Source organism: Microbacterium sp. STRO-2N (genome assembly GCF_057747775.1).
In genome coordinates, this window is record NZ_CM173223.1 from 1,449,159 (window position 1) to 1,467,430 (window position 18,272).

Annotated in this window: 14 protein-coding genes and 1 rRNA gene; 12 read left to right on the forward strand and 3 right to left on the reverse strand. The window is 67.4% G+C overall.

From position 1 onward, the window contains the following. Positions 1-4: 4 nt before the first annotated feature. On the reverse strand, positions 5-862 hold the full coding sequence (locus tag AC3ANN_RS06655) for a CPBP family intramembrane glutamic endopeptidase (RefSeq protein ID WP_488340195.1): 858 nt from the start codon (positions 860-862) through the stop codon (positions 5-7). A gap of 165 nt (positions 863-1,027) precedes the next feature. On the opposite strand from AC3ANN_RS06655, the gene AC3ANN_RS06660 reads away from it, so the two are divergent. From AC3ANN_RS06660 to AC3ANN_RS06670, 3 genes are all read left to right on the forward strand, one after another. Continuing rightward, positions 1,028-2,872, forward strand: a complete 1,845-nt coding sequence (locus AC3ANN_RS06660) for an ABC transporter family substrate-binding protein (protein WP_488340196.1) — start codon at positions 1,028-1,030, stop codon at positions 2,870-2,872. A 175-nt stretch (positions 2,873-3,047) separates the two neighbouring features. Further along, positions 3,048-4,565 (forward strand): ABC transporter permease, encoded by a 1,518-nt coding sequence (locus tag AC3ANN_RS06665; RefSeq protein WP_488340197.1) that lies wholly within the window; start codon positions 3,048-3,050, stop codon positions 4,563-4,565. 1 nt (position 4,566) lies between these two features. Beyond that, on the forward strand, positions 4,567-5,760 hold the full coding sequence (locus AC3ANN_RS06670; protein ID WP_488340198.1) for an ABC transporter permease: 1,194 nt from the start codon (positions 4,567-4,569) through the stop codon (positions 5,758-5,760). Between the two features lie 34 nt (positions 5,761-5,794). Here AC3ANN_RS06670 and AC3ANN_RS06675 read toward each other — a convergent pair whose 3' ends face one another. Continuing rightward, positions 5,795-6,403, reverse strand: a complete 609-nt coding sequence (locus tag AC3ANN_RS06675; protein WP_488340199.1) for a PH domain-containing protein — start codon at positions 6,401-6,403, stop codon at positions 5,795-5,797. A 31-nt stretch (positions 6,404-6,434) separates the two neighbouring features. Between AC3ANN_RS06675 and AC3ANN_RS06680 the strand changes: the two genes are divergently transcribed. The 8 genes from AC3ANN_RS06680 to AC3ANN_RS06715 all read left to right on the forward strand — a co-directional run bounded on the left by AC3ANN_RS06680 (position 6,435) and on the right by AC3ANN_RS06715 (position 14,995). Next, the gene (locus AC3ANN_RS06680) at positions 6,435-8,240 is read left to right on the forward strand and encodes a dipeptide ABC transporter ATP-binding protein (protein WP_488340200.1); all 1,806 of its coding nucleotides are present in this window, start codon (positions 6,435-6,437) and stop codon (positions 8,238-8,240) included. 152 nt (positions 8,241-8,392) lie between these two features. Further along, a complete protein-coding gene (gene typA, locus AC3ANN_RS06685; protein ID WP_488340201.1) occupies positions 8,393-10,306 on the forward strand; it encodes a translational GTPase TypA in 1,914 nt (637 codons plus the stop codon). A 204-nt stretch (positions 10,307-10,510) separates the two neighbouring features. After that, on the forward strand, positions 10,511-11,275 hold the full coding sequence (locus AC3ANN_RS06690) for an AzlC family ABC transporter permease (RefSeq protein WP_488340202.1): 765 nt from the start codon (positions 10,511-10,513) through the stop codon (positions 11,273-11,275). Continuing rightward, positions 11,272-11,586, forward strand: a complete 315-nt coding sequence (locus AC3ANN_RS06695) for an AzlD domain-containing protein (protein WP_488340203.1) — start codon at positions 11,272-11,274, stop codon at positions 11,584-11,586. The genes AC3ANN_RS06690 and AC3ANN_RS06695 overlap by 4 nt, the downstream gene beginning before the upstream one ends. 50 nt (positions 11,587-11,636) lie before the next feature. Beyond that, the gene (locus AC3ANN_RS06700; protein ID WP_488340204.1) at positions 11,637-12,002 is read left to right on the forward strand and encodes a DUF6113 family protein; all 366 of its coding nucleotides are present in this window, start codon (positions 11,637-11,639) and stop codon (positions 12,000-12,002) included. Between the two features lie 65 nt (positions 12,003-12,067). Beyond that, complete coding sequence (gene fdxA, locus AC3ANN_RS06705) at positions 12,068-12,388, forward strand: ferredoxin (RefSeq protein WP_488340205.1); 321 nt, start codon at positions 12,068-12,070, stop codon at positions 12,386-12,388. A gap of 2 nt (positions 12,389-12,390) precedes the next feature. After that, positions 12,391-13,512, forward strand: coding sequence for a succinyldiaminopimelate transaminase (gene dapC, locus AC3ANN_RS06710; protein WP_488340206.1), 1,122 nt, complete (start codon positions 12,391-12,393; stop codon positions 13,510-13,512). Between the two features lie 184 nt (positions 13,513-13,696). Beyond that, positions 13,697-14,995 (forward strand): citrate synthase, encoded by a 1,299-nt coding sequence (locus AC3ANN_RS06715; protein ID WP_488340207.1) that lies wholly within the window; start codon positions 13,697-13,699, stop codon positions 14,993-14,995. A 71-nt stretch (positions 14,996-15,066) separates the two neighbouring features. Here AC3ANN_RS06715 and dapD read toward each other — a convergent pair whose 3' ends face one another. Further along, positions 15,067-16,023: a 2,3,4,5-tetrahydropyridine-2,6-dicarboxylate N-succinyltransferase gene (gene dapD / locus AC3ANN_RS06720; RefSeq protein ID WP_488340208.1), complete on the reverse strand. Its 957-nt coding sequence runs from the start codon at positions 16,021-16,023 to the stop codon at positions 15,067-15,069. Between the two features lie 536 nt (positions 16,024-16,559). Between dapD and AC3ANN_RS06725 the strand changes: the two genes are divergently transcribed. After that, positions 16,560-18,084 (forward strand): 16S ribosomal RNA (locus AC3ANN_RS06725). Positions 18,085-18,272: the final 188 nt, after the last annotated feature.

Consider the following 18,272-nt stretch of genomic DNA (forward strand, 5'->3'; position numbering starts at 1 on the left):
GTCGCTACGCGGCATCCGTTCCCGTGGGGGTCGGGGTCGGCGTCGGGAGCGGCGCGAAGACACCTGGCCACAGCGCGGCGGCGAGCGGGTAGCCGACGAACGCGACGACGTCGAGCAGCGTGTGTGCGATCACCAGGGGCATGACGCGCCCCCACCGCTGGTAGCACCAGCCGAACACGATGCCCATCGCGAAATTGCCGGCGATCGCGCCGAAGCCCTGGTACGCGTGGTACGCACCGCGCAGCGCCGCGGTCGAGAGGATGATCGTCCACGTCCCCCAGCCGAGGCGCCGCAGACGGTCGAAGAGGTACCCGATGAAGACGACCTCTTCGGTGAGGCCCGCGCGCAGCGCCGACAGCACGAGAAGCGGCACCGTCCACCATGCGGCGTCGAGCGGCGAGGCGACGACGGTGACCGTGATCCCCATCGCGCGCCCGGCCGCGTACAGCGCAAGGCCCGGCACGCCGATGACCGCGGCGAGCAGGATGCCGCGCCCGACGTCACCGCCGAACCGTGAGAAGTCCAGGCCGATGCGGCGGAACGCGCTCATCCCGGGCTCCCACAGCAGGTAGAGGACGAGCGCGACGAGCGAGAGGGCGAAGAAGATCGAGAGCAGCTGGTAGACGACATCCCACAGGACCTGCGCGTCGCGCGAGGGGTTCACCTGCGTCTGCTGCGAGCCGAGGGGCACCGGAGCCAGCAGCCGGCGCACGAGCGAGAGCACGGAGTAGAGGGCGGACTGACCGACCGAGACGGCGAGGACGATCCAGATCTCCCACGTCAGTCGCCGCCTGCCATCGCCGCTCAGCGAGGGGGTGGTCGTCGAAACCCTCCGATCCGAGAGGCGGTCCGGCACGGTCATCTTGTCAGATTGTCACACTTCGCTTCCATTGAGTTAAGGCTCTGTAACGTTTTCTCCGATCGTTTTGACCATCTCACACCCGGTGCTTATGGTTTTCCCATCCGCGCCCCCGTCCGGCCTTGGTCAGACGTGTGCGCACAACCCTGCACAGGAGGAACAGTGAGAATGAAGCGCATCTCGGCCGCGGTGGCGCTCACCGCGGCTGGCGCACTGGTGATCTCGGGTTGCGCCGCCGGTGGCGGCGACGACACGGGCGACGACTCCGGTCTCGTCGAGGGCTCGTCGATCACCGCAGCGTGGAACCAGGCGTTCTACTCGATGAACGGCAACACGTCGTTCGGCAACGCCACCGCCAACAACAACATCAATTACTTGGTGCTGGACGGCTTCAACTACTACAACAACACTCCCGAGCTGGTGCAGAACGAGTCGTTCGGCTCGTACGAGCTGGTCAGCGAGGACCCGCTGACGGTCACCTACACCATCAACGAAGGCCTGAAGTGGTCGGACGGCACGCCGATCGACGCGGCCGACATGATGCTGTACTGGGCCGCCGAGTCGCGTGCGCTTGACACCCCCGACTTCGACCCGGCCGAGTTCACCGACCCCGACACCGGTGAGTTCACCGACGCGTTCCCGACCGATGTCGTCTACTTCGACTCGGGTGCCACGCCGACGTCCGGCCTGGGTCTCGTGACCCAGACGCCCGAGATCGGCGAGGACGGCCGCTCGGTCACCATCACGTACGACCAGCCGTTCGTCGACTGGGAGCTCAACTTCGCGACGATGGGCGAGATGCTTCCCGCTCACATCGTGGCCAAGAAGGCCCTCGGCATCGAAGACAACGAAGAGGCCAAGCAGGCCCTGCTCGACGCCATCGAGAACAACGACGCCGCAGCGCTCGCTCCGATCTCGGCGTTCTGGAACTCGGGCTTCAACTTCACCTCGATGCCTGACGACCCCGACCTCGTGGTCGCCAGCGGCCCGTACATCATCAGCGACTACGAGGCCGACCAGTTCGTGACCCTCACGGCGAACCCGGAGTACGCGGGCGACAACACCGCCAACATCGAGGAGATCACGATCCGCTTCATCCCCGACCCGCTTGCCGCGGTTCAGGCGCTGGAGAACGGCGAGGTCGACATCATCCAGCCGCAGGCGACCGCCGACATCACGACGGCTCTCGAGGGCATCGACGGCATCACGGTGAACACCGGCCTCGGTGGCACGTACGAGCACGTCGACCTGCAGTTCGACCAGGGCAAGAACCCGGAGAACATCTTCTCGAACCCGCTCGTCCGCGAGGCGTTCATGAAGGTCATCCCGCGTCAGGAGATCGTCGACACGCTGATCAAGCCGATCATCGGCGACGACGCGATCCTGCGCAACTCGCAGCTGTTCGTGCCGGGTGCCGAGGGCTACGACGAGGCCGAGGCGAGCAACACGTCGGCCGACTACGCCGAGGTCGACATCGAGGGCGCCAAGGCGCTGCTGGCCGAGTCGGGCATCACCGACACGTCGGTCTGCATCCTCTACGCGTCGAACAACCCGCGTCGTGTCAACGAGTTCGCGCTGATCCAGGCGTCGGCTGCTGAGGCCGGCTTCAACGTCACCGACTGCGGCTCCGAGGACTGGGGCGGCCTGCTCGGCACGCCGGGCGCCTACGACGCCTCGCTGTTCGGCTGGCAGTCGACGAGCCTCGGTGTGACGAACTCGCTCCCGACGTTCGAGACCGGTGGCATCAACAACCTCAACTTCTACTCGAACGCTGAGGTCGACGAGATCGTCCAGCAGCTGAACGTCGAGTTCGACGAGCAGAAGAAGATCGACCTCCAGGTCGAGATGGACCGCCTGCTGTGGGAGGACTTCTACGGAGTCACCATCTTCCAGCACCCCGAGGTCACCGCTTTCAGCGACCGTGTGACGAACATCGACCCGTCGATCCTCGCTCCCACGATCTTCTGGAACGCGTGGGACTGGGAGGTCACGGACGGCGGCACTGAGGAGTAATCGCCGACGCGGTTCGCGCTGAGCTCACGCTCGGCTCAGACCGAGGTGGGGTGCAGGTCCCCGAGGGGACCTGCACCCTGCCGCGTTAGACTCCTCTCAGCGGTGGATACGGGGCCCGGCCGTCTCGCCGGTCCCGCCTCCTGCGCTGTTTCATCGATTGGCAGGCGGCCACAACATGGCTTCATTCATCATCCGGCGGTTGATCGCGTCGATCTTCGTGCTCTTCGCCGCGACATTCCTGATGTATCTGCTCGTGTCCTTCTCGGGAGACCCCCTCGAAGACCTGCGGCAGAGCAACGCACCGAACAAAGCCGAGCTCATCGAAGCTCGCACCAAGCTCCTCAACCTCGACGTCCCGCCCCCGCTTCGCTACTTCCTGTGGCTCGGCGGACTGTTCCGCGGCGACCTCGGGATCAGCATCCAGAACCAGTCGGTCAATGCGATGCTCGGGAACGCGATCACGTCGACGCTGACGCTGGTCACCACCGCCACGGTCGTGGCGATCGTCCTCGGCATCACCGTCGGAATCGTGTCGGCCCTGCGCCAGTACACCGGCTTCGACTACGGCGTGACGCTCATCTCGTTCCTCTTCTTCTCGCTGCCCATCTTCTGGGTCGCGGTGCTGCTGAAGCAGTACGGTGCGATCCAGCTGAACAACTGGCTGGGCGATCCGACGATCTCGGTCCCCGTGATCATCGGCGTGTCGATCGTCGCGGGCCTGATCTGGATGTCGCTCCTCGGCGGCAGGTGGCGGCGGCGTCTGATCGTGTTGGGCGTCTCGGCGGTCGCGACCGGTGCGGTGCTGACGTACCTCTCGGTCACGCAGTGGTTCGCCGATCCCAGCATCGGCATCGTCGTGTACGCGTTCCTGGCGCTCGGCATCGCCGTCGGCGTGACCGCGGTCTCGACAGGCCTGCGCAACCGCAAGGCGCTGTACGCGTCGCTCATCGTGGCGGCCATCGGCATCGCGCTGTACTTCCCGATGGTGAACTACATCCTCAACGGGATGACGCTGTGGTTCTTCCTGCTGCTGGCGCTGCTCGCCGTCGTGGTCAGCGGCGCGATCGGCTGGTTCATGGGGGCGCCCGACCGCGCCCCGGTCGTGCGCACCACCGCGATCGTCGGCTTCCTCGTGGCGGCGTTCATCGCCCTCGACAAGTACATGTCGTACTGGGAGGCGTACGCGAACTCCAGCCGCGTGCGCGGGCGTCCGATCGCGACCGTGGGTTCGTCGACGCCGGGCCTCGGCGGCAACTTCTGGGTGCAGGGCATCGACCTGTACACGCACCTGCTGCTGCCGACGATCGCGATCATCCTGATCTCGTTCGCGAGCTACACGCGGTACTCGCGGGCGAGCCTGCTCGAGGTCATGAACCAGGACTACATCCGCACCGCGCGGGCGAAGGGCCTGACGCAGCGCACGGTGGTCGTCCGCCACGCGTTCCGTAACGCCCTCATCCCGATCACCACCATCATCGCGTTCGACGTGGGAGCCATCATCGGCGGCGCGGTCGTGACCGAGACCGTCTTCGGCTGGACAGGCATGGGGCGGCTGTTCGTCACCGCCCTCGATGCCCACGACCCGAACCCGGTCATGGCGTTCTTCGTCGTGACCGGAACGCTGGCCGTCGTGTTCAACCTCATCGCGGACCTCGTCTACGCGGCCCTCGACCCGAGAATCAAGGTGGGCTGACATGAACACCACAATCGTCAACGAACCCGGCGAGCTCGAGACCCAGGCAACCGCCGAGATCTCGATCGAGCAGAAGGAGACGGAGGGCCTCAGCCAGGGCCAGATCGTCCGCCGGAGGTTCTTCCGACACCGTGCGGCACTCACCTCGATGATCGTGCTCGCGTTCATCGTGATCCTCGCGTTCACGTCCGTCGGTGTCGACCTGTGGGGCATCCGGATCCCCGGTTGGTGGCAGTACTCGTGGAACGAGATCCCCGACAAGGTCAACAACGGGGTCCCGACGATGAGCCTGTGGCCGCTGCAGGTCGGCGACCATCCGTTCGGACAGGACGAGGTCGGTCGTGACATCTTCGCCGTCGTCATGCGGGGTGCCCAGCAGTCGATCATGGTGATGGTGATCGCCGGCGTCGTCGCCACGATCATCGGCGTGGTCCTCGGCGCGATCGCCGGCTACTACGGCAAGCTGACCGACTCGGTGCTGATGCGCTTCACCGACATCATCATCACCATCCCGCTGATCGTCATCGGCGCGGTGCTGGGCAACATGCTCGGCAGCCTCGGCGCCGCTGTGCTCGGTGTCGTGATCGGCCTGTTCGCGTGGACGACCATGGCGCGCCTCGTGCGCGGCGAGTTCCTGAGCCTGCGTGAGCGCGAGTTCGTGGACGCGGCACGGGTCTCGGGCGCGCGGGACCGCCGGATCATCTTCCGGCACATCCTGCCCAACGCGGTCGGCGTCATCGTCGTGAACGCGACGCTCCTGATGGCGAGCGCGATCCTGCTGGAGTCGGCGCTGAGCTTCCTCGGCTTCGGTGTGCAGTCGCCCGACACGTCTCTCGGAAAGATCATCTCCGAGAACCAGGCGGCGTTCTCGACGCGCCCGTGGCTGTTCTGGTGGCCCGGCATCTTCATCATCGTGATCGCCCTGTGCGTGAACTTCATCGGCGACGGTCTGCGCGACGCGTTCGACCCGCGCCAGAAGAAGATGCCGAGCGAGCGCGCCATGGCGCGCGCCGGCCGCGCGAGCGGTCCGGTGGCGCCGATCGTCGATGCGACACCTGCGACGACGGGCGGCACCCACATGGTGGACGTCGGGATCCAGACCGCGTACACCGGCGACGACATCGTGGGCTTCAACGATCCGCGGCCCGAGGAGCCGGGCGACGTGCAGCACCAGCCGCTCGACCCGGAGCGATGACGTGACCGTGCTTGTTCTGCCGGCAGCGCCCGGGCTAGATCAGCAGACCGATCGCGGTGGCCGCGGCGAGCGCCGCGACCACCGCGACGGTGGCCCAGTGCCACGTCACGGTCGCCGCGTCCGGGTCCACGCCGCCGGCGAAGGCCCCGGCGTCCCGCAGCCGCTCCCAGCGGCCGCGGATCAGCTGGGCGAGGTTGCCGCTGGGCGTCGTGATCGCGTCGGCGGGGCGAAGCTCGCCGGCGCCGCCGTGCGCCGACTCGCCGACACCGTCGAAGTCCTTGGGCGCGAGCCCGAGGGTGCGGTGGCGGCCCGGCGCCGGCGCCGCCCATACCGACACGGCGCCGTCGACCGTCCGCAGCGTCAGCGAGTAGCGCGTATCGATCGCGACGATCGCCGGCCACGGGACGAAGTGCGTGCGCAGCACGTTCTCGACGGTGATGCCGTGCTCGGCGACCGTGAGGCTCGGACGCCAGAAGAGCGCCCACGCCAGCACGGCGACGAGCAGCACGGGCCACACGTAGCGCACGGCCGAAGCGGGCTCCGACCAGAACAGCGCGACGATGCCGAGCGCGCACACCACGACGGTCACGACAGCGAGGGTGCGGCCGAACACCGGCCGGTAGCGGACCTCCTGGAACGACATGACCTCAAGCTTTGCAGATGGGACACCACGAATGACTGACACGACGGGCATCGACGCCGGCATTGCGGCGTCGCGCGACGCCCTCCCCGAGACGATCCTCGAGGTCGACAACCTCGGGGTCGAATTCTGGGTCGAGGGCCAGTTCTACCCGGCCGCGATCGACATGAACTACCAGGTCCGCCGCGGCGAGGTGCTCGCCATCGTCGGCGAGTCGGGCTCCGGCAAGAGCACGAGCTCGATGGCTCTGCTCGGCCTGCTCCCCGAGAACTCGCGCGTCACCGGATCCATCAAGCTGCTCGGTCGCGAACTCCGCGGCGTCGACGACGCGACGCTGCGGTCGCTGCGGGGCAACGAGATCGCGGTGATCTTCCAGGAGCCGATGACCGCGCTGAACCCGGTGTACACGATCGGCTTCCAGATCATGGAGTCGCTGCGTTCGCACGACCGCAGCCTCGCTCCGTCGGAGGCCAAGGCGAAGGCGATCGAGCTGCTCCAGATGGTGGAGATGCCGAACCCCGAGCAGTCGTTCCTCAAGTATCCGCACCAGCTCTCGGGCGGGCAGCGGCAGCGCGCCATGATCGCGCAGTCGATCTCGTGCGATCCGCTCCTGCTCATCGCCGACGAGCCGACGACGGCGCTCGACGTGACGGTGCAGGCGGAGGTGCTCGACCTGCTGCGCAACCTCCACAAGCGGCTCGACTCCGCCATCATCCTCATCACGCATGACATGGGCGTGGTCGCCGACCTCGCCGACCGCATCATGGTGATGAAGAACGGCGTGGTCGTGGAGTCGGGCACCGTGGAGGGGATCTTCCACGACCCGCAGCACCCGTACACGCAGCAGCTGCTCGCGTCGGTCCCGCACCTGGGCCTCGGCGTGCTCGAGGACGCGGAACCCGGCCCCGACGTCATCGTGACCGAGACGTCGACCGTGCCGACGGTGTCGTCGATCCGCGAGCGCGCGTCCGAGGCCGCGGAGGCCGCCATCGAGACCCGTACACCGGTGCTCCAGTTCGAGGACGTCGCGATCGACTACCCCAAGCGCGGTCGCATTCCCGCTTTCCGGGCGGCCGAGCACATCGATCTCGCGATCTATCCGGGTGAGATCCTCGGCCTCGTCGGCGAGTCGGGATCCGGCAAGACGACGCTCGGTCGCGCCGCGATCGGCCTGCTGCCGATCGCCGAGGGCAAGCTCACCGCGGTCGGCACCGACATCTCGCACGCGTCGCAGAAGGATCTCTTCGCGATCCGCCGCCGGACCGGCATCGTGTTCCAGGACCCGGCGTCGTCGCTGAATCCGCGTATGCCGATCGGGCAGTCGATCGGCGAGCCGATCCTCCTCGCCGAGGTCGCGAAGGGCAAGGATCTCGACAAGCGGGTGGAGGAGCTGCTCAACCAGGTGGAGCTGCCGAGCTCGTACCGCAACCGCTTCCCGCACGAGCTCTCGGGCGGCCAGCGTCAGCGCGTCGGCATCGCCCGCGCGCTCGCGCTCGCGCCGGAGCTGCTCGTGGCGGACGAGCCGACGTCGGCGCTCGACGTGTCGGTGCAGGCGCGCTTCCTCGACCTGCTGCAGGAGCTCCAGCAGCAGCTGCAGTTCGCGTGCCTGTTCATCAGCCACGACCTCGCCGTCGTCGACATCCTGGCGCACCGCATCGCGGTGATGCACCACGGCAAGCTCGTCGAGACCGGCACGCGCGACGAGATCCTGCGCGGCGCGACCGACCCGTACACGCAGCGCCTGATCGCTGCCGTCCCGGTGCCGAACCCCGAGGAGCAGCGCGTGCGCCGCGAGGCGCGGGCGGCGCTCCTGCAGCGCACCGGGTCCACGGTGGGCTGACGCGCCGCCGTCGCCTGCGCGCACAGCGTCGGCACGTGCCGCCCGGGTCTCGACCCGGGCGGCACGTGCCGTTCCGGGGAGTGCTCAGACTGTCCCGGTAGACTGACGGATGCCGGCATCCCGGCTCTTCCCCGTACTCCAAGGATTCCCTCATGGCGCGCGCCCTCCGTCCGGACCTCCGCAACGTCGCGATCGTCGCCCACGTCGACCATGGCAAGACGACCCTCGTGGACGCCATGCTCCGCCAGACCGGCTCGTTCGGCGAGCACGCTCACGTCGAGGAGCGCGCGATGGACTCGAACGACCTCGAGCGCGAGAAGGGCATCACGATCCTCGCCAAGAACACGGCGATCACCTATAACGGCGTCCACACCGACGTGCCGGTGACGATCAACGTGATCGACACTCCCGGCCACGCGGACTTCGGTGGCGAGGTCGAGCGCGGCCTGTCGATGGTCGACGGCGTCGTGCTGCTCGTCGACGCCAGCGAGGGTCCGCTGCCGCAGACCCGCTTCGTGCTGCGCAAGGCGCTCGAGGCGAAGCTGCCGGTGATCCTGCTCGTCAACAAGACCGACCGTCCCGACGCTCGCATCGCCGAGGTCGAGGAAGAGGCGCACGACCTGCTGCTCGGGCTCGCGTCCGATCTGCACGAGGACGTGCCCGACCTGGATGTCGACGCCCTGCTCGACGTGCCGGTGGTGTACGCGAGCGGGCGCGCCGGCGCGGCATCCCGCACCCGGCCAGAGAACGGGTCGCTCCCCGACAACGACGATCTCGAGCCGCTGTTCGAGGCGATCCTCGAGCACGTGCCGGCACCCGCATACGACGACGAGGCGCCGCTGCAGGCGTGGGTGACCAACCTCGACTCCAGCCCGTTCCTGGGGCGCCTGGCGCTGCTGCGCGTGTTCAACGGCACGCTCAAGAAGGGCCAGACCGTCGCGTGGGTGCGTCACGACGGCACCACGAGCAATGCCCGCATCACGGAGCTTCTGAAGACGCGCGCCCTGGAGCGGTACCCTGCCGAGTCCGCCGGTCCCGGCGACATCGTCGCCATCGCGGGGTTCGACGACATCACGATCGGCGAGACGATCGCCGATCCCGACGACGTCCGCCCGCTGCCGCAGATCCACGTCGACGACCCCGCGATCTCGATGACGATCGGCACCAACACCAGCCCCCTGGTGGGCAAGGTCAAGGGCCACAAGCTGACCGCGCGCATGGTGAAGGACCGCCTCGACCGCGAGCTCGTCGGCAACGTCTCGCTCAAGGTCGTCGACATCGGCCGCCCCGACGCGTGGGAGGTGCAGGGCCGCGGTGAGCTGGCACTGGCGATCCTCGTCGAGAACATGCGCCGCGAGGGCTTCGAGCTGACTGTCGGCAAGCCTCAGGTCGTCACGCGCAAGGGCGAGGACGGCAAGGTGAAGGAGCCCTTCGAGCACCTCACCATCGATGCGCCCGAGGAGTATCTGGGGGCCATCACGCAGCTCATGGCGGCACGCAAGGGCCGCATGGACAACATGACCAACCACGGCACCGGCTGGGTGCGCATGGAGTTCATCGTTCCCTCGCGCGGCCTCATCGGCTTCCGCACGGAGTTCCTCTCGACCACCCGCGGCACGGGGATCGCGAACGCGATCTCGCACGGCTACGACGACTGGGCGGGCCACATCGTGACGCGCCAGAACGGGTCCATCGTCGCCGACCGCGCCGGTGTCGTCACCCCGTTCGCGATCATCGCGCTGCAGGAGCGCATGTCGTTCTTCGTGCAGCCGACGCAGGAGGTGTACGAGGGCATGGTCATCGGCGAGAACTCGCGCGCCGACGACATGGACGTCAACATCACCAAGGAGAAGAAGCTCACCAACATGCGCTCCTCGACCGCGGACTCGTTCGAGTCGATGACGCCGCCGCGTCAGCTCTCGCTCGAGGAGAGCCTGGAGTTCGCCCGCGACGACGAATGCGTCGAGGTGACGCCCGAGATCGTGCGCATCCGCAAGGTCGTGCTGAACGCGACAGAGCGGGGGCGTGCGACCGCGCGGCTGAAGCGTCAGGACGCGAACGCCTGAGCGGCCTCGAAGGGCACTGACGCGAACGCGTCATGATCTAACGGATGCCGCGACCCGGCGCCCTCGGCGGCGCGGGGTCGCGGCATCCGTCGTCGCTGGCGGGTCCGGCCGTGAGTGCGTTGCCGCATCCCTCGGCATGCGGCCGGGCCACCGGCCATCGTCCGGACCGGTCCCGCTGTCGCCGCCGCTCGCTACCATGACCTGGTGGATCCCGAGCTGCACTTCGACGACGCGCACAGCGCGGGCGAGGCGAAGCGCGCCACGCGCGAGGGGCTCGGGGTGGCGCTGGCCACGAGCGCGTACGGCATCTCGTTCGGGGCGCTGGCGGTGGCGTCGGGGCTCGACGTGTGGCAGACCTGCGTCCTGAGCCTCGTCATGTTCACGGGCGGGTCGCAGTTCGCCTTCGTCGGGATCGTCGGCGCCGGGGGACTGGCGGCCGCGCCGTCGGCCATCGCGTCCGCCGCCCTCCTGGGCGTGCGCAACGTCGCCTACGGGATCCGGATGTCGCCCGTCATCGGCGCCGGCTTCTGGCGGCGCGCGGCCGCGGCGCAGTTCACGATCGACGAGTCGACCGCGGTGTCGCTCGCACAGCGGAGCGCCCGGGCGCGCACCGTCGGATTCTGGGTCACCGGCATCGGCATCTACGTGGGCTGGAACCTCTCGACGCTCGCCGGCGCGCTGCTAGGCGATGTCCTCGGCGATCCCCGCGCGTACGGGCTCGACGCGGCCGCCGCGGCGGCATTCCTCGCGCTGCTGTGGCCCCGGCTGCGGGCGCGCCAGCCCATCGTCGTCGGCGTCGCGGCCGCGGTCATCGCCACCGTGCTCACCCCGGTGCTCATGCCCGGTCTTCCCGTCATCGTCGCCGCCGTCGTGGCGATCGTCGTCGGCTGGACCAACTGGCTCGGCTCGAAGGACGAAGCCGACGCCGCCGAGCCGACGGACGTCGCCGAGCGAGGAGGACTGCCATGACGATGTGGACGGCCGTGCTCGTGGCATCCATCGTCTGCGTGGCGCTCAAGACCGTCGGCTACCTCATCCCGCCGAAATGGGTCGAGGCGCCGCGTCCGCTGCGCATCGCCGACCTTCTCACCGTCGCGCTGCTGGCCGCCCTGGTCGCGGTGCAGACGCTCGGAGACGGGCAGGCGATCGTGGTCGACGCGCGCGTGCCCGCGATCCTCGTCGCGGCGGGACTCCTGCTGCTGCGTGCGCCTTTCCTCGTCGTGGTGGTCGCGGCGGCTCTCGTCGCAGCCCTCCTGCGGCTGTGGGGATGGGCGGCGTGAGCCGCCGTCGGCGCATGCACGGGGCGACGGGCTCCGCGTAGAGTCGTCGGGTGTCCGCATCCGTTCCCGCCCGCATCGCCACCTGGATCATCGCGCTCCTCGTCGGGCTCGTGTACGGAGCCGCAGGCACCATCGCACACGGCTACGCGCTGGGCTGGTTTCCGCTCGGCCTCATCCTCGCGGTCGTCGGCTGCGGCGCACTCCTGCTCGCCGTGCGGCTGCTGACGTCGGATCGATGGTCGACCCTCGCGACGGGTCTCGGCATGATGATCGCCACGCTGGTCTTCTCGGGCAGCGGCCCCGGCGGCTCTGTCGTCGTGCCGCAGACCGGGACGGCGATCACGTGGACGTTCGCAGTGCCGGTCCTCGTCGGGCTCGCGGTGGCCTGGCCGGAGCGGACCCGTCTCACGCGCTGACGGATGCCGCGTTCCCGGCGCCCCGCGCGGCCGTCGGGTGGGTCGGCCCGAACTAGACTGGCACTGTGACGTACGTGATCGCCCTTCCCTGCGTGGACGTCAAGGACCGCGCCTGCATCGACGAGTGCCCGGTGGACTGCATCTACGAGGGCGAGCGGTCGCTGTACATCCACCCGGACGAGTGCGTCGACTGCGGCGCGTGCGAGCCGGTGTGCCCCGTCGAGGCGATCTACTACGAGGACGACCTTCCCGACGAGTGGCAGGACTACTACAAGGCGAACGTCGAGTTCTTCGACGACATCGGCTCTCCCGGCGGCGCCGCCAAGGTCGGCGTCATCCACAAGGACCACCCGATCATCGCGGCGCTCCCGCCCCAGGAACACTGATCGTGGGGGTCGCGGACCTCGCCGACTACCCCTGGGACGCGGTGGCGCCGTACGCCGCCCGTGCCCGTGCGCACCCCGACGGAATCGTCGACCTCTCGATCGGCTCACCGGTCGATGCCACACCCGACCTCGTGGCCGACGCGCTGCGGGCGGCGACCGACGCCCACGCCTACCCGCAGACGGTCGGCACGCCCGCACTGCGCGCGGCGATCGCGCAGTGGTACGCGCGACGCCGCGGCGTCCCGGGCCTCGGCGCGGAGCACGTCCTCCCTACCGTCGGCTCGAAGGAGCTGGTGGCCCTTCTGCCGCTCCTGCTCGGCCTCGGCCCGGGCGACGTCGTCGTGCATCCCCGAGCCGCGTACCCGACGTACGAGGTCGGTGCGCGACTGGTGGGAGCGACGCCTGTGGCCGAGGAAGACCCGGCGCAATGGCCGGCCGCCACCCGGCTCGCATGGGTGAACTCGCCCGGCAACCCGGACGGGCGTGTGCTGGACGTCCCGGCTCTGCGCGCAGCGGCGTCACGCGCCCGCGAGCTCGGAGCCGTCCTCGCGTCGGACGAGTGCTACGCCGAGCTCGGATGGGACGCCCCCTGGGATGCCGAGCCGATCCCATCGGCGCTGGACCCGCGCGTGACCGGAGACGACGTGCGCGGCATCCTGTCGGTGTACTCGCTCAGCAAGCAGTCGAACCTCGCGGGTTACCGGGCGGCCTTCCTCGCAGGGGACCCGGGCCTCGTGGCTCGGCTGCTCACCGCCCGCAAGCACCTCGGGCTCATGCTGCCGCTGCCCGTGCAGGCCGCGATGGCGGCAGCGCTCGCCGACGACGCGCACGTCGCCGCGCAGAAGGAGCGCTACCGCCGCCGCCGCGACGTGCTCAAGCCTGCGGTCGAGAGCGCCGGGTTCCGCATCGACGCCAGCGAGGCCGGGCTCTATCTGTGGGCGACCGAGGGGCGCGACGCGTGGGACAGCCTCGGGCGGCTCGCCGATCTCGGGATCCTCGCCGGGCCCGGACACTTCTACGGAACCCATTTCCCGCACCACGTGCGGCTGTCGCTGACGGCGACCGACGAGCGCATCGCTGCGGCGGCCGCGCGGCTGAACGCGGCTTCCCCGCGCGCGGCCTGAGGATTCCTCCATCGGATGCCGGGTCCCTTTGGCCGTGTCCGCAGTAGGCGCGGCGGCGCACTAGGCTGTACAAGCGGCGACGCGGCATACCCCGTCCCGCTCCCCGCCCCGAAGCGGTCGCCGTCACGGCGCCGACCCGGCGGGACGACACCCCCGGCACGACCAGAAATCGCGAGGAGGCGCCGTGAGCGACGCGGGCACCCAGCAGGAGAAGGCCACCCTCACGATCGGTGAAACGACCGCCGAGTTCCCGCTGCTGCGAGGCACCGATGGCACTCCGAGCGTGGACATCTCCACCCTCACCCGTCAGACCGGTTACACGGCTCTCGACTACGGCTTCGTGAACACCGCCGCGACCAAGTCGGCGATCACCTACATCGACGGCGACCAGGGGATCCTCCGTTACCGCGGGTACCCGATCGAGCAGCTGGCGACGAACAGCACGTACCTCGAGGTGGCCTGGCTGCTCATCTACGGCGAGCTGCCGACGGCCGACGAGCTGGCGGCCTTCGATGACCGCATCCGCCATCACACGCTGCTGCACGAGGATCTCAAGCGCTTCTTCTCGGCGCTGCCGCACACCGCGCACCCGATGTCGGTGCTGTCGTCGGCGGTCTCGGCGCTATCGACGTACTACGAGCGCGAGTCCGACCCCAACAATCCCGAGCACGTGGAGCTCAACACCATCCGCATGCTCGCGAAGCTCCCCGTGATCGCGGCGTACGCGCACAAGAAGAGCATCGGCCAGGCGTTCCTCTACCCCGACAACACGCTCGGGTTCGTCGACAACTTCCTGAAGCTGAACTTCGGCGTCCTCAGCGAGACGTACGAGGTGGACCCGGTGATGTCGCGGGCGCTCGAGCGCCTGCTCATCCTGCACGAGGACCACGAGCAGAATGCGTCGACGTCGACTGTGCGGCTCGTCGGCTCGACCGGCGCGAACCAGTTCTCGTCCATCTCGGCCGGCATCAACGCGCTGTACGGCCCGTTGCACGGCGGCGCCAACGAGGCCGTGCTCGACATGCTCGGGCGCATCCTGGAGTCAGGTGAGAGCGTGGAGCGGTTCGTCGAGCGCGTGAAGAACAAGGAGGACGGCGTCAAGCTCATGGGCTTCGGGCACCGGGTCTACAAGAACTACGACCCGCGCGCCAAGCTCGTGAAGGAGTCCGCCGACGAGGTGCTCGAGGCACTCGGCATCAGCGATCCGCTGCTCGATCTCGCCAAGCAGCTCGAAGACATCGCCCTGAACGACGACTACTTCAAGGAGCGCCGCCTCTACCCGAACGTCGACTTCTACACGGGCGTGATCTACAAGGCGATGGGCTTCCCGACGCGCATGTTCACCGTCCTGTTCGCGATCGGGCGCCTGCCCGGCTGGCTCGCGCAGTGGCGCGAGGCCGCGAGCGACGCGCAGACGAAGATCGGCCGGCCGCAGCAGCTGTACATCGGCGCCGGCGAACGGAACTACCCCGGCGTGGCCTGAGCACGTCGGCCACCACCGATGAGAGAAGGCCCGGATCGAGTTTTCGATCCGGGCCTTCTCCCATCGCGCTGTCAGGCGTGCAGCGCCTCGTTGAGCGTCACGCCCACGCCCTCGCGCCGGACAGCCTCGACTGCGCCCGACACCGAGTTGCGGCGGTAGAGGAGCCCGTTGCGGCCCGACAGCTCCGCGGCCTTCACGGTCGGGCGCGAGCCATCGGCGTGCGGCGGCTCGTCGGCCAGCACGACCTTCGACCCCGCCGTGACGTACAGACCCGCCTCGACGATGCAGTCGTCGCCGAGCGAGATGCCGATGCCGGCGTTAGCGCCGAGCAGCGTGCGGGCACCGATCGACACCTTGTGGGCGCCGCCGCCCGAGAGCGTGCCCATGATCGAGGCGCCGCCGCCGATGTCACTGCCGTCGCCGACGACGACGCCCTGCGAGATCCGACCTTCGATCATGCTCTGCCCGAGGGTGCCGGCGTTGAAGTTCACGAACCCCTCGTGCATCACGGTGGTGCCGGGGGACAGGTAGGCTCCCAGGCGCACGCGCGAGGCATCTGCGATCCGGACGCCCGGCGGCGTCACGTAGTCGAGCAGGCGCGGGAACTTGTCGAGCCCCTGCACCTGGATCCCGTCGTGAGCCAGGAACGGGCGCAGGCGCGTGAGCGCGTCGGGGTGCATCGGGCCGGCATTCGTCCACGCGACGTTGGGCAGGTGACCGAAGATGCCGTCGAGGTTCACCTCGTTCGGCCGCACGAGCCGGTGCGAAAGCGCGTGCAGGCGCAGGTACGCGTCGGATGTCGACGCCGGCGGGGCGTCAAGGTCGACCTCGACGGCGACCACGTCGACGGTGACCGCGCGGCGGGCATCGGCGACGGCCAGCCGGTCGAGTTCGTCGGGCGGCAGCTGCGGATCGAAGCCGAGCGGGATCCGCCCCGCTTCGGGGGAGGGAAACCACGAGTCCAGCACGGTTCCGTCATCAGCGAGCGTCGCGAGTCCGACGCCCCATACCCATCGTTCTTCGGTCATGTCATCCACGCTAGCGTGGTCGGGGTTCGGCGTGTCTTCCGCGTGTTTCCGCGGGTGTCGGCGTGCGACACGCCCGGGGTGCTGGCCGGATTGGCCCGATCCGCTGATCGCACGTAAAGTATTACTTGTTCGCCCCAAAGGGGAGAGCGGAGAGGCTGAGGCCCCGCACCCCTCAAGTTGGAGAACGAACCCCGACCACAGATCCGGATGACGGATCGCCGCGCGAGCGGAGCGGTCGGAAACCTCGCCCTGGTGAGGCCCCGTCGGTTTGACGGAGCATCATGGGGTGGGGTATGGTTGTGAAGTTGCCCTTCTGGTTGGCTGCCTGTGTGGTGGTTGGTTGGTGGGTGCGTCCGATCCTTGAGAACTCAACAGCGTGCACTTGTCATATGCCAATTTTGTTCCTGCTGACCATTTTTTGGTTGGTGGGGGTCTTTTTTGGATCAATTCTATGGATGTCAGTTTGATATTCGTTTTTGGTCTGGGTTGAACTCGCATGGCTTTCACTGTTTTCCCGGTGGGGTTGTGCATCATTTTTTATGGAGAGTTTGATCCTGGCTCAGGATGAACGCTGGCGGCGTGCTTAACACATGCAAGTCGAACGATGAACCCGGGGCTTGCTCTGGGGGATTAGTGGCGAACGGGTGAGTAACACGTGAGCAACCTGCCCCTGACTCTGGGATAAGCGCTGGAAACGGCGTCTAATACTGGATATGAGCCACGATCGCATGGTCTGTGGTTGGAAAGATTTTTCGGTTGGGGATGGGCTCGCGGCCTATCAGCTTGTTGGTGAGGTAATGGCTCACCAAGGCGTCGACGGGTAGCCGGCCTGAGAGGGTGACCGGCCACACTGGGACTGAGACACGGCCCAGACTCCTACGGGAGGCAGCAGTGGGGAATATTGCACAATGGGCGGAAGCCTGATGCAGCAACGCCGCGTGAGGGATGACGGCCTTCGGGTTGTAAACCTCTTTTAGCAAGGAAGAAGCGAAAGTGACGGTACTTGCAGAAAAAGCGCCGGCTAACTACGTGCCAGCAGCCGCGGTAATACGTAGGGCGCAAGCGTTATCCGGAATTATTGGGCGTAAAGAGCTCGTAGGCGGTTTGTCGCGTCTGCTGTGAAATCCCGAGGCTCAACCTCGGGCCTGCAGTGGGTACGGGCAGACTAGAGTGCGGTAGGGGAGATTGGAATTCCTGGTGTAGCGGTGGAATGCGCAGATATCAGGAGGAACACCGATGGCGAAGGCAGATCTCTGGGCCGTAACTGACGCTGAGGAGCGAAAGGGTGGGGAGCAAACAGGCTTAGATACCCTGGTAGTCCACCCCGTAAACGTTGGGAACTAGTTGTGGGGTCCTTTCCACGGATTCCGTGACGCAGCTAACGCATTAAGTTCCCCGCCTGGGGAGTACGGCCGCAAGGCTAAAACTCAAAGGAATTGACGGGGACCCGCACAAGCGGCGGAGCATGCGGATTAATTCGATGCAACGCGAAGAACCTTACCAAGGCTTGACATACACCGGAACGCCCTAGAAATAGGGAACTCTTTGGACACTGGTGTACAGGTGGTGCATGGTTGTCGTCAGCTCGTGTCGTGAGATGTTGGGTTAAGTCCCGCAACGAGCGCAACCCTCGTTCTATGTTGCCAGCACGTAATGGTGGGAACTCATGGGATACTGCCGGGGTCAACTCGGAGGAAGGTGGGGATGACGTCAAATCATCATGCCCCTTATGTCTTGGGCTTCACGCATGCTACAATGGCCGGTACAAAGGGCTGCAATACCGTGAGGTGGAGCGAATCCCAAAAAGCCGGTCCCAGTTCGGATTGAGGTCTGCAACTCGACCTCATGAAGTCGGAGTCGCTAGTAATCGCAGATCAGCAACGCTGCGGTGAATACGTTCCCGGGTCTTGTACACACCGCCCGTCAAGTCATGAAAGTCGGTAACACCTGAAGCCGGTGGCCCAACCCTTGTGGAGGGAGCCGTCGAAGGTGGGATCGGTAATTAGGACTAAGTCGTAACAAGGTAGCCGTACCGGAAGGTGCGGCTGGATCACCTCCTTTCTAAGGAGCTTCTGGCACTCTTCGGGGTGTCCAGGCGCCAGATCACCACCGGATGTGTGGTGCTGGTTTGCTCATGGGTGGAACATATGACGAGGCTCCCGTTCGGGGGGTTCGGTGCTAGTACGTCGTCTTTCGGGGCGGCTGGAACGTGTCGGATCTGTCTGGGTGGGGGCTTGCACGCTGTTGGG

Coding starts and splice junctions, on each gene's coding strand:
- AC3ANN_RS06655 (WP_488340195.1), bottom strand. CDS start 862: ATGACCGTGCCGGACCGCCTCTCGGATCGGAGGGTTTCGACGACCACC.
- AC3ANN_RS06680 (WP_488340200.1), top strand. CDS start 6,435: ATGACTGACACGACGGGCATCGACGCCGGCATTGCGGCGTCGCGCGAC.
- AC3ANN_RS06660 (WP_488340196.1), top strand. CDS start 1,028: ATGAAGCGCATCTCGGCCGCGGTGGCGCTCACCGCGGCTGGCGCACTG.
- typA (WP_488340201.1), top strand. CDS start 8,393: ATGGCGCGCGCCCTCCGTCCGGACCTCCGCAACGTCGCGATCGTCGCC.
- AC3ANN_RS06670 (WP_488340198.1), top strand. CDS start 4,567: ATGAACACCACAATCGTCAACGAACCCGGCGAGCTCGAGACCCAGGCA.
- dapD (WP_488340208.1), bottom strand. CDS start 16,023: ATGACCGAAGAACGATGGGTATGGGGCGTCGGACTCGCGACGCTCGCT.
- AC3ANN_RS06665 (WP_488340197.1), top strand. CDS start 3,048: ATGGCTTCATTCATCATCCGGCGGTTGATCGCGTCGATCTTCGTGCTC.
- AC3ANN_RS06695 (WP_488340203.1), top strand. CDS start 11,272: ATGACGATGTGGACGGCCGTGCTCGTGGCATCCATCGTCTGCGTGGCG.
- AC3ANN_RS06675 (WP_488340199.1), bottom strand. CDS start 6,403: ATGTCGTTCCAGGAGGTCCGCTACCGGCCGGTGTTCGGCCGCACCCTC.